General features: G+C 60.8%; 13 protein-coding genes and 1 tRNA gene. 7 read left to right on the plus strand and 7 right to left on the minus strand.

All coding sequences use genetic code 11. From position 1 onward, the window contains the following. The first annotated feature begins 53 nt into the window (after positions 1-53). Genes egtB through IB285_RS03795 form a run of 4 tightly spaced genes read left to right on the plus strand, consistent with a single transcriptional unit; the run spans position 54 to position 4,126 of the window. Positions 54-1,286, plus strand: coding sequence for an ergothioneine biosynthesis protein EgtB (gene egtB, locus IB285_RS03780; RefSeq protein ID WP_190788979.1), 1,233 nt, complete (start codon positions 54-56; stop codon positions 1,284-1,286). Positions 1,287-1,290: 4 nt separating this feature from the next. Next, on the plus strand, positions 1,291-2,277 hold the full coding sequence (gene egtD, locus IB285_RS03785; protein ID WP_190786922.1) for an L-histidine N(alpha)-methyltransferase: 987 nt from the start codon (positions 1,291-1,293) through the stop codon (positions 2,275-2,277). Positions 2,278-2,331: 54 nt separating this feature from the next. After that, positions 2,332-3,303, plus strand: a complete 972-nt coding sequence (locus IB285_RS03790; protein ID WP_190786923.1) for an NAD(P)/FAD-dependent oxidoreductase — start codon at positions 2,332-2,334, stop codon at positions 3,301-3,303. A 49-nt stretch (positions 3,304-3,352) separates the two neighbouring features. Continuing rightward, on the plus strand, positions 3,353-4,126 hold the full coding sequence (locus tag IB285_RS03795) for an SDR family NAD(P)-dependent oxidoreductase (RefSeq protein WP_190786924.1): 774 nt from the start codon (positions 3,353-3,355) through the stop codon (positions 4,124-4,126). Between the two features lie 53 nt (positions 4,127-4,179). Here IB285_RS03795 and IB285_RS03800 read toward each other — a convergent pair. From IB285_RS03800 to yghU, 3 genes are all read right to left on the minus strand, one after another. Beyond that, positions 4,180-4,254: transfer RNA gene (locus tag IB285_RS03800), tRNA-Gln, on the minus strand. A gap of 69 nt (positions 4,255-4,323) precedes the next feature. Then, on the minus strand, positions 4,324-5,706 hold the full coding sequence (locus IB285_RS03805; protein WP_190786925.1) for an MFS transporter: 1,383 nt from the start codon (positions 5,704-5,706) through the stop codon (positions 4,324-4,326). Positions 5,707-5,805: 99 nt separating this feature from the next. Further along, the gene (yghU, locus tag IB285_RS03810) at positions 5,806-6,666 is read right to left on the minus strand and encodes a glutathione-dependent disulfide-bond oxidoreductase (RefSeq protein WP_190786926.1); all 861 of its coding nucleotides are present in this window, start codon (positions 6,664-6,666) and stop codon (positions 5,806-5,808) included. A gap of 120 nt (positions 6,667-6,786) precedes the next feature. Here yghU and IB285_RS03815 point away from each other — a divergent pair, with 120 nt between their 5' ends. After that, positions 6,787-7,800 carry a DNA topoisomerase IB gene (locus tag IB285_RS03815; RefSeq protein ID WP_190786927.1) on the plus strand — a complete coding sequence of 338 codons (1,014 nt, stop codon included), beginning with the start codon at positions 6,787-6,789 and terminating at the stop codon, positions 7,798-7,800. 59 nt (positions 7,801-7,859) lie between these two features. Then, complete coding sequence (locus tag IB285_RS03820; RefSeq protein ID WP_190786928.1) at positions 7,860-9,935, plus strand: NAD(+) synthase; 2,076 nt, start codon at positions 7,860-7,862, stop codon at positions 9,933-9,935. Between the two features lie 64 nt (positions 9,936-9,999). On the opposite strand, the gene IB285_RS03825 is transcribed toward IB285_RS03820, so the two are convergent. From IB285_RS03825 to IB285_RS03835, 3 genes are all read right to left on the minus strand, one after another. Then, positions 10,000-10,425: a DoxX family protein gene (locus tag IB285_RS03825; RefSeq protein WP_190786929.1), complete on the minus strand. Its 426-nt coding sequence runs from the start codon at positions 10,423-10,425 to the stop codon at positions 10,000-10,002. 33 nt (positions 10,426-10,458) lie between these two features. Continuing rightward, the gene (locus tag IB285_RS03830; RefSeq protein WP_190786930.1) at positions 10,459-11,052 is read right to left on the minus strand and encodes an FMN-dependent NADH-azoreductase; all 594 of its coding nucleotides are present in this window, start codon (positions 11,050-11,052) and stop codon (positions 10,459-10,461) included. Positions 11,053-11,138: 86 nt separating this feature from the next. Beyond that, positions 11,139-11,852: a pirin family protein gene (locus tag IB285_RS03835; protein ID WP_190786931.1), complete on the minus strand. Its 714-nt coding sequence runs from the start codon at positions 11,850-11,852 to the stop codon at positions 11,139-11,141. A gap of 128 nt (positions 11,853-11,980) precedes the next feature. Between IB285_RS03835 and IB285_RS03840 the strand changes: the two genes are divergently transcribed. After that, positions 11,981-12,874, plus strand: a complete 894-nt coding sequence (locus IB285_RS03840) for a LysR family transcriptional regulator (RefSeq protein WP_190786932.1) — start codon at positions 11,981-11,983, stop codon at positions 12,872-12,874. Between the two features lie 6 nt (positions 12,875-12,880). On the opposite strand, the gene IB285_RS03845 is transcribed toward IB285_RS03840, so the two are convergent. Then, positions 12,881-13,264, minus strand: coding sequence for an STAS/SEC14 domain-containing protein (locus IB285_RS03845; RefSeq protein ID WP_190786933.1), 384 nt, complete (start codon positions 13,262-13,264; stop codon positions 12,881-12,883). Positions 13,265-13,287 lie beyond the last annotated feature (23 nt).

A 13,287-nucleotide genomic window follows, 5' to 3' on the forward strand; every position in this document is an offset into this window, starting at 1 on the left:
CGTCGAGGGAGAAGGCTGTGCCTCAAAGTGAGCGGCACGAGCAAGCAACCGGACTGGATTGCGACACTCTAACGTCGGAATTCAAGCGCACGCGGGCGCTGACAGAGGCGCTGGTCGAACCCCTGAGCGATGCCGATGCGACTATCCAGTCGATGGAAGACGCCTCGCCAGCAAAGTGGCACCTGGCGCACACGACATGGTTCTGGGAAACGTTTCTGCTGCGCGATCACGTGCCCGGTTACGAAGTGTTCGACGCAAACTATCCGTTTCTGTTCAATTCCTATTACGAGGCTGAGGGCGAGCGGATTTCCCGCTTTTCCCGCGGGATGCTCTCGCGGCCCACACTCGAAGAGATTATCGATTGGCGCCGCACGGTCGATACCGCAATGGAGCCGCTGCTGGAGGATCCTGCGCATGCGGATCTGATCGCGCTCGGCATAGCGCACGAACAGCAGCATATCGAATTGCTGCTGACCGACATCATGCATGCGCTGTTCCAGAACCCGATCGGCCCTGCCATGTTCGGAGGCTCTGCCGAACCGGCCATGTCAGCCGGCGCGCAGGAGGCAGGGTGGCATTCGCATCCAGGCGGAGTGGCGTTGATCGGGGCAGAGCCGGAGGGATTCTCGTTCGATAATGAGGGGCCTCGCCACCGCGTCCTGCTCGAACCCTTTGCGCTTGCGCGGCGGCTGGTGAGCAATAGCGAATGGGCGGAGTTCATTTCAGATGGCGGGTATGAAACGCCTGCACTGTGGCTGTCGGACGGCTGGGCATGGGTTAACGAGAACCGCGTCGATGCTCCGCTCTATTGGCGCGCGGGAAAGGCTTTTACCCATCAGGGCTGGCAAGACCGCGATCCCGATGCGCCGGTGACGCATATCTCTTATTTCGAAGCCGATGCTTTCGCCACTTGGGCGGGTGCGCGCCTGCCGACAGAATTCGAATGGGAAGCGATCGCGCGCGGACAGGAAGGGCAGGCGCCCGCGCACGACGCTTCATCAGGCAATCAGCTCGATCGCGCCGAAGCACCGCTGCCGCATGGCGGCGAGGCGCTGTTCGGCGATTGCTGGCAATTCACGCGCTCGGCCTATTTGCCGTTCCCTCGCTTCCAGCCCGCGTCAGGAGCGGTGGGCGAATACAATGGCAAGTTCATGAGCGGACAGTTCGTGCTGAAAGGCGCCAGTTGCGCGACCGTGCGCGGGCACTCGCGCGCATCGTACCGCAATTTCTTCTACCCGCACCAACGCTGGCAGTTCACCGGCCTCCGGCTCGCAAAGGACGTTTAGGCACATGACAACGCACAAGGGGTTGAAGCTGGTCGATCGCGACGAAGAGGGTGTGGACACCGCCTTTCGCAGCGATGTGCTCGATGGTCTGTCGCAGCCGCAAAAGGCGATCCCAGCGCGCTGGCTCTATGATGACGCCGGATCGCAGCTGTTCGAGGATATTACGCAGCTGCCCGAATACTATCCGACCCGTGCCGAAACCGAGATCCTGCGCGACCGGGCTGACGAATTTGCCGAGATGATCGGGCCGGGCCGGGCCGTCGTAGAATTCGGTTCAGGCAGTTCGGTAAAAACGCCGCTGCTCCTGTCCGCAATCAAACCGGCAGCTTACGTTCCCCTGGACATATCGGGTGATTTCCTGCGCGCGGCGGCAAACGATCTCTCGGCCAAGTTTCCGGGTCTGCCGGTACATCCGGTCGAGGCGGATTTCATGCGCAAGGTCGAGCTGCCAAGCGAGATTGACGAGCTGCCCAATCTGGGTTTCTTCCCCGGCTCGACGATTGGCAACATGGTGGCGAGGACCGCGGTCGATCTGCTGCGCAACATGCGCGAGACGCTTGGCACGGGCGCTCAGTTGCTTATCGGGATGGACCTGATCAAGGATGAGGATGTGCTCGTCGCCGCCTACGACGACGCTGCCGGGGTAACCGCCGAGTTCAATTACAACCTGATGCGCCGCATCAATCGCGAACTGGAAGGCGACATCCCGATCGATGCGCTGACCCATGAGGCCCGCTGGAATGATGATTTTGCGCGGATCGAAATGCACCTTGTCGCTGGTCGCAATATCGAATTTTCCGTGCATGGTCGGCGCTTCGAGATGAAAGTGGGTGAAACCATTCACACCGAGAACAGTCACAAGTTCAATCGCCGCACGTCGAACATGCTGTTGCTCGCCGCGGGTTGGGAACCGCAGGCGCGGTGGCTCGATAGCAAGGGGAGGTTTTCGCTCTTGCTTGCCGAAGCGCGGCCAGAGCGCAGCGCGCCTTGATATCAGTCTCCAAAAACTGACGAAACTTCATATCATGTCGCGCGTTGAGCGGGCATGGGACAACATCACAGCGACATCTGCGTAGTCGGCGCTGGTATGGCCGGGCTTGCCTGCGCGACACGTCTGGCCGAGGCCGGACTCATCATTGACATCATCGACAAGGGGCGAGGACCCGGTGGCCGCATGGCTGCCCGTCGGACCGAGATTGGCGGCGAAGTGGTGTCGTTCGATCATGGTGCGCAATATTTCACCGCACGGGATGGCGACTTCCGCGCAGCAGTGAACGAATGGCAGTCGCTCGGTGTGGTGGCCCCCTGGCAAGCTGCCGGGGATGATGCGTTTGTCGGTATTCCCGGCATGAACGGACCGATCAGAGGGATGGCGCAGCGCCTGAACGTGCGTTGGAACACCCGAGCCGAGGCATTGCGCCGCAATGACGGGGAGTGGCATATCGATACCGGCCAGAATATCTTCACGGCAAAGACAGTCCTGGTCGCGATCCCCGCCGAACAAGCCGAAGTGCTGCTTGACGAGCCAGCCCCGGAGATGGCCGCGGTTGCAGCGCAAGCGCGCTCCGAGCCGTGCTGGGCGGTAATGGCAGGCTTTGCGGAGGCGCTCGAGATCGAAAGCGATACTGTTCGCGACCCGGATGGCGCGATTTCATGGGCGGCGCGCAACTCGGCGAAACCGTCGAGAGCTGGCGAAGAGTGCTGGGTCATCCATGCCAGCGCAGATCGGAGCCGCGAATTGCTCGATCATCCCAAGGAAGAGGTCGGACCGATACTGCTCGACGATTTCTTCGATCAGACTGGGGCGCAATGCACCGTACCGATCCATCTCGCCGCGCATCGCTGGCTTTATTCGATGGCGGAGCCGGTCGAGGGGGAAGAAGCGCGCTTCGATCACGAACGCTCCATCGGAATTGCGGGCGATTACCTCCATTCACCGCGCGTGGAGGGGGCTTGGCTGTCCGGCGTCGCGCTGGCCGAGAAGGTGCTCGGTCCCGCACAACAGCTAGTGGACTGATCGGCCGCGACCTCTCTATTTCCCGCATTTCCACTCGGGGAGATGAGAGATGCAGGACCTGTTCGATCTTACTGGCAAGACTGCTGTCGTCACCGGCGCCGGACGGGGGATCGGTGAGGGGATTGCCACTCTGCTGGCCGAAGCCGGCGCGAATATCGTGTGCGCCGCCCGTTCAACCGATCAGATCGAGCACACCGCGAAGCTGATCAACGCAAACAACCAGGGTGGCCGCGCGATATCGCTGAAGACGGACGTGTCGAGCCGCGAGGATATGAACGCTCTCGCAGCGCGCGCGCTCGAGGAATTCGGCAGCCTCGACATCTGGGTGAATAATGCAGGCGGCTCACTCGTCTCGGCGCCGCTGGCGGAGCTCGATCCGGCAGAATGGGACAAGACGCTGGCGGTAAATCTCTCTTCGATTTTCTACAGCGTGCAGGCGGCGGTGCCGCATTTCGGCGATGGCAGCGCTATGGTGAACATCTCCTCGCTGGCGGCGGTCGAACCGTTCTCCGGCAGCGCGCATTACAGCGCGGCGAAATCGGGCGTGAACATGCTCACGCGCACGCTCTCGATGGAGTTGGGGCCGAAGACGCGGGTCAATTCGATCCTTCCCGGTTTCGTGCCAACCGATACGGTGAAGAAGGCGCTCGACATGACGGATGAGGATTTCGGTCCGCTGCTCGAACAGCTAGCCCTTCCGGCGGGAAGGCTGGGGACCCCGCGCGATATCGCCGCACTGGTGCTGTATCTCGTGTCGCCGGCCAGCGCGTGGGTGACGGGTCAATGCATCCAGGCATCGGGCAAGCCATCGGCTGGGAGCTGACACCTGCGCTCAAGCAGCGAAGCGGTAGCGCGATCAAGTATCTCGGAAATATCTGGCTGGGGTGGCAGGATTCGAACCTGCGCATGCCGGTACCAAAAACCAGTGCCTTACCACTTGGCTACACCCCAGCAGATGGCGCGCATATAACGGGTCTGGCGAGGATGTGAAGGGCTGTCGCTGCACAATTTGCGCAAAGTTCAAGCAGGGGCTGCGCGGCGCGTAGACAAGTCATGCTCCACCTCCGCAATGACCCGTCGATTGAGGCTGTAGAACATCAGCGCGATCATAGCGGGGATCATCACGCCCGCAGGGACGACCGCAAAAGCGATCTGTATGCCCATGAGCGCGGTTTCGGTCTGCTCCTGCCCGTTGACGAAGTCGGTGAGGTCGAGCGTGAAGCCGGGAACGGCCGAACCGAAAGCGATGCCGGCTTTCACCGCGAACACCGATGCCGCGATCACGAGGGCGGTCATCTGACGACCGGACTTCCAGTCGATGAACTCGGCGATGTCGGTAAACATCGAATAGGAGAGCACCATCAGCATGCCGAACCCTATCCCGACCAGATACTGCACGATGGTCTGCGGCCAGACGGCATCGAGAGGCAGGAAGTAGAACAGAGTGATCATCGCGACCTTGAGACCGCCCGCCGTGATCAGCAGATGCGATTTCTCGAACGATTTCTGAAGGATATTGCCGACGATCACTCCGGTGATCTGACCAAGCGCGAGGGCGGTCAAAAACAGGGCGGGCCGGTCGAAAAACAGGAACACCGGAGACCCATCGTCGCCGACCACATACTTGAAGAAGAACAGCGCCGAACCAGCGCGCGCAGCGATCGCCGTCACGCCGAGGATCGCTGCAATGGCAACAACGATCCAAGGTCCGGTGGTCAGCAGCACTTTGACATCGCCAGAGAGCGAGCCGTTCGTTTCGGCAAAGGGAATGCGCTCTTTCGTGGTCGCAAAGGTCACCAGCAGGCAGAACACCGACACGGCGGCGATACATGAGATCGTAAGCAGCACGCCCAGCGCGTCATGGCCTCCGCCGAGCTCGCGCACGAGTGTGGTGCCCAGCGCGCCGACCAGGATGCCGCCGAGCGCGGAGAAAAACATGCGATACGCAGTCACACTCGCGCGCACTTCCGACGATGGCGAAATCACACCGAGCAGCCCGCCATACGGGACGTTCACCGCCGTGAAGGCGAGCATGCAAAGCGTGTAGGTGATGTAAGCCCAGGCGAGCAGCCAAGTGTCGCTCAACCCATCGGGTGCGGCAAAAATAAGAACGAGCGCGATGCCGAGCGGGACGGGACCGAACAACAGGTAAGGGCGATACCGGCCCCAGCGAGTGCGAGTGCGGTCTGCGACCAGACCCATCATCGGGTCGGTAAAGGCATCCACCAGCTTAGTCAGCAGCAGCATCAAACCGATCGCTGCCGGTTCCAGCCCGCCGAGGTCGACGAAGTAGAACAGCAGGAAAAACCCGAAGAAGTTGAGGATCAGCCCGGCGGATAAGTCGCCAATGCCGTAGCCAAGCTTTTCGCCCGTGCCGACATGGTTGCTGCCGGGTTCAGGCACTGTTGCGCGTCCTCATGGCAAGAGAGGACGGGAGACGGCGCGGCGAGTCAAGCGTTCGCTTTCGCCTCCACGCCGCCTCCTTGTTCCTAGCGGTCAGAGTCAGTCGAGCTTTTTACCTTCGAAATCGGCGGCGGAATGGCGTTCGCGCAGCTGCGTCGCCTCGTCATCGCCCCACACCTTGTTGACGATCCGGCCGCGCTTGACCGCGGGGCGAGCGTTGATTTCGTGAACCCAGCGCGCGACGTTTTTATATTCGTCGATCGACAGGAACGTTTTTGCCTCGTTGTAGATTACGCCGAACACGAACGGCGCCAGCCAGGGGAAGTTCGCGATGTCGGCGATGGTGTATTCATCGCCTGCGAGGAAGCGATGCTTGCCCAGCTGTTTGTCCGCGACGTCAAAAATCCGTTTGGTTTCCATCGCGTAGCGGTTGATCGGATACTCGTATTTTTCGGGGGCATAGGCGTAGAAATGGCCGAAGCCGCCACCGATGAACGGGCCGGTCCCGACCTGCCAAAATACCCAGCTAAGCACCTCTGCACGCGCTGCCGGATCGGTCGGCAGGAATTCGCCGAACTTCTCGGCGAGGTGGACGAGGATCGCGCCGCTTTCGAAAACGCGGAAAGGCTTGTCGCCGCTCGTATCGATCAGCGCGGGGATTTTCGAATTTGGGTTGATATCGACAAAGCCGCTGGTGAATTGTTCGCCTTCGCCGATATTGACGGTGTAGGCATCGTATTCGGCGCCGGAATGGCCTTTCTCCAATAGCTCTTCCAGCATGATCGTCGCCTTCACGCCATTGGGCGTGGCGAGCGAATGCAGCTGGAAAGGATTGTCGCCGGAGGGAAGCGCTTTTTCTTCACGCGCGCCCGATGTTGGGCGGTTGATGTTCGCAAACCGGCCACCGGATTCGGTGTCGGCGCTCCAGACTTCGGGGGGAGTGTAGGTGGGATCGGCCATTTTTGGTTCTCCTGTTTGGGAGGGTGTGTCTTTCAGTCTGACCCTTGCAAAAGGAGTTGGCGCTTCGCTGGCGAAAGAGCAAGCCGGAACCCGGCGACGGTGCGGCGCATTTCCTTTGAGATGGAAAAGCTTATCTATGTCGATGACAGTCTGCCGGGCATCACGCGCAAAGGCGCAGGCACGGGCTTTGCCTATTACGATGTCGATGGAAAGCTGATCCGCGACGCGGAGGAGCGAGCCCGGTTGAATGCGGTTGCGCTGCCGCCTGCCTACACCGATGAATGGTATTGCCCGGCGCCCAATGGCCACATACTCGCCACCGGATATGATGACCGCGGGCGCAAGCAGTACCGCTATCACCCCGAATTCCGGCGAATGCGCGAAGGCGACAAGTTCGATCGCTGCGCCGCGTTCGGCCGTAAACTACCGCTCATCCGCGCGCGGGTCGATGACGACCTGTCGCAGCCGAAAATGACCGAGACGACAGCGCTCGCCTGTGTCGTGCGCCTGCTTGATCTGAGCGCGATCCGCGTCGGCAATGAGCAATATGCCGAAGCGAACGAGAGCTTCGGCGCGACGACATTGCGCAATCGCCACGCCGATATTTCGGCGCGCACCATTCATCTCAGTTTCAACGGCAAGGGTGGCCGGGAGCGCGAAGTGAAGCTGACCGATGGCCGCCTCGCAAATGCGGTGCGACGGATGAAGGATTTGCCGGGCAAGGGAGCAGGGCAGCACCTGTTCCGCTACCGGGACGATGACGGCGATGTGCAGCCGGTCACCTCCCATGCGGTCAACGCCTATATCCGCGAGGCCATGGGGGATGATTTTTCCGCCAAGCATTTCCGCACATGGCACGCGAGCGTCTTCGCTTTCGAAGCTTTGGTCGAGGCTGACAAGGAGCTGACCATCACCAGCATTCTCGACGAGGTATCAAGCAGGCTCGGCAATACACCTGCCACCGCGCGCAAGAGCTACATCCATCCCGCCGTTATCGAGCGGGTTTCGGGACAGGCTGAGTGGCGCGATAGCCTGCGTCTTCCGCGCTCGACCAAATGGCTGACACGCACGGAAAGAGGTCTGCTCGACCTTCTCGAGGAAGGCCCGCCGGCGGAGCAATTATTAGCCGCCTAGGAAGTGCGTGCGATTGCCGCTAGAGCTTCCCTCCAGCACAAGCAGGAGCCCCCGCACGCATGGCCGACACTTCGCACCGCTTTTTCGATATGCACGCGCATGGCTTTGTCCGCGTCGCGACGTCCACGCCGTGTGTTCGCACTGCCAACGTAGCCTACAATACGAAGGGTGTGATTTCGGAGGCGAAGCGGGCGCATGATTGCAAGGTCGATCTGCTCGTCTATCCTGAGTTGTGCCTTTCATCTTACGCGATCGACGATCTCCATCTTCAGAACGCGCTGCTTGACCGTGTCGAACAGGCGGTGGGCGAGGTGGTCGAAGCGTCCGCAGACCTAACCCCGGTGCTCATCGTCGGCGCGCCCCTGCGGCGCAATTCCAAGGTGTATAATTGCGCGCTGGTGATCGCGGGCGGCGAATTGCTCGGCGTGATCCCGAAAAGCTACCTGCCGAATTACCGCGAATTTTATGAGAAGCGCTATTTTGCGCATGGCCGCAATTGCCAGGATTTGTGGATCGCGGTTGCGGGGGAAGAGGTGCCCTTCGGGACCGACCAGATCTTTGCCGCATCGAACGTGCCCGGCTTCACCTTCGGCGTCGAGATTTGCGAAGATTTCTGGTCGCCTAACCCGCCCGGAACGCTCGCCGCGCTCGCCGGTGCGCATATCCTTTGCAACCTGTCGGCATCACCGATCACGATCGGCCGCGCAGAAGATCGTCACATGCATTGCCGCTCCAGTTCGTCCCGCTCGATCTGCGCGTACGTGTATTCGGCCAGCGGGCATGGAGAGAGCACGACCGATCTCGCATGGGACGGGCAAGGCGTCGTCTACGAAATGGGATCGCTGCTTGCCGAAAGCGTCCGCTTCGATCTCGATCCCGAGCTGTGCATTGTCGATATCGATACCGACAAGATCGCAGGCGAGCGGATGCGCAACCAGACATTCTCCGATGCAGCCGAGGCGCACGACCGGCCAGAGGACACTTTCCGGCGGATCGTCTTCGAGCATGCCCATGTGGACGGCGATATCGGACTGATGCGGCCTGTGCGCCGCTTCCCATTCGTGCCGGACAACGCAAAGACGCTCGATGAGGATTGCTACGAAGCTTTCAATATTCAGGTCGATGCGCTGATGCGGCGTATCCAGGCGACCAAGCCGGAAAGCCTGGTCATCGGGATATCAGGCGGGCTCGACAGCACCCACGCTTTGATCGTGGCGGCGAAGGCTTGCGACCGGCTCGATCTGCCGCGCTCGACCATTCGCGGCTATACCATGCCCGGCTTCGGTACGTCGGATACCACCAAATCCAATGCCTGGAAGCTGATGGAAGCCATGGGCATCACCGCCGAGGAAATCGATATCAAGCCGGCGGCAAAGCTCATGCTGAAGGATATCGATCATCCCTTTGCAGGGGGCGAGCCGCATTATGACGTGACTTTCGAGAACGTGCAGGCGGGGCTCCGGACCGACTACTTGTTCCGTCTGGCGGGCCAGCATAAAGGCTTTGTTGTCGGAACGGGCGATCTGTCCGAACTAGCGCTTGGCTGGTGCACTTACGGCGTCGGTGATCACATGAGTCATTACGGCGTCAATTCGGGCGTGCCCAAGACGCTGATCCGATACTTGATCCGCTGGACCATCGAGACCGGCCAGTTCAGCAACGAATGCTGCGAAGTGCTTCAGGCGGTTTACGACACGGTCATTTCGCCGGAACTGGTGCCTGCTGGCGAGGACGGTGAGATGCAATCGACCGAGAGCTTGATCGGTCCGTATGAGCTTAATGACTTTTTCCTGCACCACATCATCCGCTACGGTCAGCGGCCGGGCAAAGTTGCGTTTCTCGCTTACCATGCATGGCGAGAGGCGAGCGCTGGTTTGTGGCCCGCCGGGTTCCCGGAGCACCGCAAGAACGAATACGATCTGCCCGAAATCGCGCGCTGGCTCGAAAGCTTCCTGAAGCGGTTCTTCACCTTCAGTCAGTTCAAGCGAAGCGCCATGCCCAACGGTCCGAAGGTAAGCTCGGGCGGGGCACTGTCTCCGCGGGGGGACTGGCGCGCGCCTTCCGATGCGGTTGCCGATCTGTGGCTGGAAGAATTGAGCGAGGCGCTTCCCGGCGGGACGCTGTCTTCGGACTAGAAACGCGAATGGCCGGGACGATGTTTCGCGTCCCGGCCAAATGCGACCCTTCGGGCTTTAGAAATTACTGACGGTCGAGCGCCAGGCGGCCCGGACCGAAGGCAGCAATCGCAAACATCCCGCCTGCAATGGCAAGGTTCTTGAGGAACATCGTCATTTCGATCTGCTGCGAGAAATCGTTGTGGAAGATGAGCGCGGTCAGCACTGTAAAGATGCCAAGGGCGCCAGCGGCGTACCGAGTCTTGAAACCCGCAGCGAGCATCAATCCGCCGCCGATCTCGAGCGCGACGGTGAGGAAGTACACGATTTCCGGAAGCGGCAAGCCGACCGAAGCGATATAGCCGACGGTGCCTTCCATCCCGCTCAGCTTGTTGACGCCGGCGAGGATGAAAAGGGCGGCGAGCAGGATGCGGGCAATTAGAGCAAGCGCGTCTTGGCCGACAACCGCTGTCTGCGCGGTGCCGAGTTCATTTCGAGTAACGGTGTTCATTGTATTTCTCCCGGAAAGAGGAAGTGTAGGAACCTATGCAGCAAGCTGCTCGGCGCGTTCGTGTGCTGCGGTGATCTTGGCTTCGCCATCTGCGCCCATGATCCCGTCGGCGGCGACGATTTCAACATCGCTGATCCCGAGGAAGCCGAGGAAAAATTTCAGCCAGCTGGACATGAAATCCATATCGCTGCCGATGGGCGTTCCGCCCGATGCTGCGGCGATATAGGCCTTCTTGCCTTCGAGGAGGCCGACCGGGCCGTTTTCAGTGTACTGGAAGGTTGTGCCTGCACGAGCCACGAGATCGGCCCACGCCTTCAGCGTTGCGGGCACCCCGAAATTGTAGACTGGGCTGCTGATCACAATCGTATCGGCGGACTTCAGCTCTTCGATCAGCGTGTCGGCAATTGCTGCAAGCTCCTGCTGCTCGGGCGAGCGCTCGGCGTATGGGGCAAGGTTGGCAGCGAAGCGGTCTTCATCGACGAATGGAAGATCGTTTTTCGAAAGATCGCGGGTAGTCACGCCTGCGTGGTCGCCGTTCGTCAATCCTTCGATCAGCGTGTTGCCAATGCCGTTGGAAACGCTTTCAGCGCCGCGGATGGAGGCGGTGATGTGGAGGATATTTGCCATGAGAATGTGCTCCTTGAAAAATGACTTGAGAAATGGGGTGGGGCCAGCCGGGACGCGGGGTTGGGGGAAGGCTGGCCCCGGGAAGGTCAGGCAGCGTCGACCAGAATGACTTCGCTGTCTTCGATCGCAGTGATGGTCACCTCGTCAAGCTGAGTCATGGCGACACCGTCGCGCGCCTTTGCTTCGACGTCATCGATCTTGACCGCACCAGTGGCCGGCACGAGGTAAAGGTGACGGTCCGCTGCGCTGGGCGTGTAAGTCACGCTCTCGCCAGCCTTGATCGTCGCGCCTAGAACGCGGGCATCGGTGCGAATGGGCAAAGCGCCTTCATCGCGGTCGTTGTCGTTCGCCGTGCTCGCGGCAAGCGGCACGAACTGGCCGGCGCGCTCACCCTTGGGGAATTCCTTCGCACCCCAGGTCGGCTTCCCGCCGCGCTCATCGGGGATGATCCAGATCTGGAAAATCTGCGTTTCGCCGTCTTCCAGATTGTATTCCGAGTGCTGGACGCCGTCGCCCGCGCTCATCACCTGGACATCGCCCGCTTCGGTGCGGCCTTCATTGCCCATACTGTCGCGGTGGGTGATGGCGCCTTTGCGGACATAGGTGATGATTTCCATGTCGCTGTGCGGGTGGGTGGGGAAACCGGTGCCGGGCGCGATCGTGTCGTCGTTCCACACGCGGAGGCTACCCCAATTGACCCGTGCTGGATCATGATAACCGGCGAACGAAAAGTGATGGTGGGCATCGAGCCAACCGTGGTTGGCGCTGCCGAGGCTGTTAAAGGGTCGAAGTTCGATCATGTCGTATCTCCTGAATGAGCGATCCGTGGACCGTTTCGCTCTGTTGAGTAAGGAGATAGGCCTGTCGCACCATTTGTATAAGTGCGATAAAACTTGCCAAAATGTTCGGAATATCTGAATATGCAGGCATGAGGCTTGGCGATCCGACACTTGACCAACTGCGCATCTTCCTCGCCGTGGTGGAGGAGGGCAGTTTCGGCGCGGCTGCGCGCGCATCAGGACGCGCGGTTTCGGCGATCAGCTATGGCATCTCGCAATTGGAAGCGCAGCTCGCGGTCACCTTGTTTGAGCGTGAAGGCTCGCGCAAACCGGTGCTGACCGAAGCCGGCGAGGGGCTGCTCGCCGAAGCGCGGGGCATTGCCGACCGCGTCGATGCGCTGCTCGCCAAGACCCAGTCGCTGCATGCGGGTCTCGAAAGCGGTGTCGGCATAGTTATCGACGTGATGGTGCCCGGCGACGTGACCGCGAAGGTGCTCGGAGAATTCCGCCGGATGTTCCCGACGGTTGCACTGACGCTCAATGTCGAGGGGCTCGGGGCGGTTGCGGAATGCCTGCTCGATGATCGTGCGCAACTGGCGATAGGCGGGCCAGTCATCGGCGATCATCCCGCGCTTGAGCGGCAGGTGATCGGGGAAGTCGAACTGGTACCGGTCGCAGCGCCTGGGCATCCTTTAGCCCAGAAAGGCACACAGCCGGGCGAAAGCCGCAAACACCTGCAATTGGTGCTCGCCGACAGATCGGATTTGACCGAAGGCCGCGAATTTTCCGTGCTCAGCCCGCTCACTTGGCGGCTCGGCGATCTCGGCGCGAAGCATTCGCTGCTCAAAGAGGGGCTCGGCTGGGGCAACATGCCGCGCCATCAGGTGCTGGAGGATATTGCAGCCGGCCGCCTCGTCGAACTCGACCTGCCGGAGAAACCCGGCGATCGCTATCCGCTCAGCGCGTTATGGCGCCGCGACGACCGATTGGGGCCCGCGGCGAGTTGGCTGATCGATGCGTTCAGAGATGGTTTGAAGCAATAAGTGCGGTTAGCGCGGGCGGCGCAGCCATTGCTCGGCGGCGTCCGGCGTATCGAAGAATTCGACTTCAACACCGTCGGTAATCCGCTGATATTGCAGCTTTACCAACGGCGCAGCGGACACGACGGCAAAGCTGGTCAAACCATTTTTCTGCGCTGTCAGCAGACTGTCGCGGATGGCGGCGGCCGTATCGCGGTTCTGCGGCACGAATTCTCTGAGATCACCCAGCGCGCTGAAGGGTTCTTGCGATTTGAGGAATGGCGTCGCCGCCTTTGCCAGATCGGCGAGAAAATCCCCCATCGCATCAGTCGTCCAGAAACCGCCCACAGCAAAGTGCACCTCTGCATGGTCGAGATCGACCGAGATCGAATGGACAGGCGCGAGAGTCGACATGCGATCTACCTACGCGCAAATGC

It is taken from the genome of Erythrobacter rubeus (genome assembly GCF_014705715.1).
Classification (GTDB): Bacteria; Pseudomonadota; Alphaproteobacteria; order Sphingomonadales; family Sphingomonadaceae; genus Erythrobacter; species Erythrobacter rubeus.

Excerpts from the sequence above, each read along its gene's own strand:
- egtD (WP_190786922.1), top strand. The coding sequence starts at position 1,291 with ATGACAACGCACAAGGGGTTGAAGCTGGTCGATCGCGACGAAGAGGGT.
- IB285_RS03790 (WP_190786923.1), top strand. The coding sequence starts at position 2,332 with ATGGGACAACATCACAGCGACATCTGCGTAGTCGGCGCTGGTATGGCC.
- IB285_RS03795 (WP_190786924.1), top strand. The coding sequence starts at position 3,353 with ATGCAGGACCTGTTCGATCTTACTGGCAAGACTGCTGTCGTCACCGGC.
- yghU (WP_190786926.1), bottom strand. The coding sequence starts at position 6,666 with ATGGCCGATCCCACCTACACTCCCCCCGAAGTCTGGAGCGCCGACACC.
- IB285_RS03815 (WP_190786927.1), top strand. The coding sequence starts at position 6,787 with ATGGAAAAGCTTATCTATGTCGATGACAGTCTGCCGGGCATCACGCGC.
- IB285_RS03820 (WP_190786928.1), top strand. The coding sequence starts at position 7,860 with ATGGCCGACACTTCGCACCGCTTTTTCGATATGCACGCGCATGGCTTT.
- IB285_RS03825 (WP_190786929.1), bottom strand. The coding sequence starts at position 10,425 with ATGAACACCGTTACTCGAAATGAACTCGGCACCGCGCAGACAGCGGTT.
- IB285_RS03830 (WP_190786930.1), bottom strand. The coding sequence starts at position 11,052 with ATGGCAAATATCCTCCACATCACCGCCTCCATCCGCGGCGCTGAAAGC.
- IB285_RS03835 (WP_190786931.1), bottom strand. The coding sequence starts at position 11,852 with ATGATCGAACTTCGACCCTTTAACAGCCTCGGCAGCGCCAACCACGGT.
- IB285_RS03840 (WP_190786932.1), top strand. The coding sequence starts at position 11,981 with ATGAGGCTTGGCGATCCGACACTTGACCAACTGCGCATCTTCCTCGCC.
- IB285_RS03845 (WP_190786933.1), bottom strand. The coding sequence starts at position 13,264 with ATGTCGACTCTCGCGCCTGTCCATTCGATCTCGGTCGATCTCGACCAT.